Annotated in this window: 1 protein-coding gene; it reads right to left on the bottom strand. The window is 42.6% G+C overall.

Annotated features, from left to right (window positions below):
* Positions 1 to 540: 540 nt before the first annotated feature.
* Positions 541 to 969: 2-oxoacid:acceptor oxidoreductase family protein (locus tag EO95_RS08550; RefSeq protein ID WP_048133848.1), on the bottom strand; the 429-nt coding region annotated here is incomplete at its 5' end.

Raw genomic sequence — 969 nt, 5'->3', positions numbered from 1 at the left:
GAGTAATAGGGTTTCCTCTCAATCTAGGGTTGGATCGCAGGTAGGGATCTCGAGAATAGGGACTCGAACCCTACCATCTACTTCTAAACTAATTTCGAAACGCATTCTCACTTTTTTATAATGTCTTTATTTTAAATAAACCTTATGACCGTTCCTAAATCTCTGATTTTCTTTAATTAGTACGCTTACCGGCTGTTTACAGTCCTTTATTTCAGCACGCTCCTTTTGAGCTTCCGCTCTACGTAACGAGAAGTTAAAAAAGCATATAAGAAGGTATTAAAGAACGACAAAATCAAGCTGGAGAGGTGATGAATTGGGTTTTGCCGTTCTACATAAATTACGACTTTTCACAACTATTTTAATGTTTCCTTTAGCCTTATTACCGGCAAGAAGATTAAGGAAAAAGGTAAAAATACCAATTTTCTTTCTTAATGGCTTAATTCCTTTATAAAAAACATGAAAAAGAGTTTTTGCAGGCGGATTTGACTTTATTTCTCCGCCTGCTGTTGCTGAAATATTTTACCTTTGAAATATTTACTTTTATACCTTAACGTTCTCTCTCGCCCACTCTGCACCGGCTTCGAGCACCTGCTGGTTGAACTCGATAACCTTTGGTTTGCCTGCAAAGTTTTCGGCAAGAGCTTCTTTGAAGGCTTCTTCTTCAAGGCCGGTCACGTTCAGGCCCAGAAGGACTCCGAGCATAAAGGAGTTTGCAGCTCTTTCATCGCCTGCTTCTTTGGCTTTTTCGGTTGCCGGGACTGCAACGGCTTTTACGCCTGCGGGAGTCTCGGCTTTGCCTATGGTCGAGTCATAGAGGATAAAGCCTCCTTCTTTTACTGCCCCTTCGAATTTCTCAAGGGAAGGGCGGTTCATGGCTATAAGGATGTCAGGGGTGTAGACCGTAGGAGAACCTATGGACTGGCCTGAAATCACAACCGAACAATTTGAGGTCCCTCCGCGCTGTTCCGG

It is taken from the genome of Methanosarcina sp. 1.H.T.1A.1 (assembly GCF_000979295.1).
In the GTDB taxonomy this organism is placed as follows: Archaea; Halobacteriota; Methanosarcinia; order Methanosarcinales; family Methanosarcinaceae; genus Methanosarcina.
Note: the sequence above shows the minus strand (reverse complement) of the source record. Positions and strands in the feature narration are given on the sequence as shown.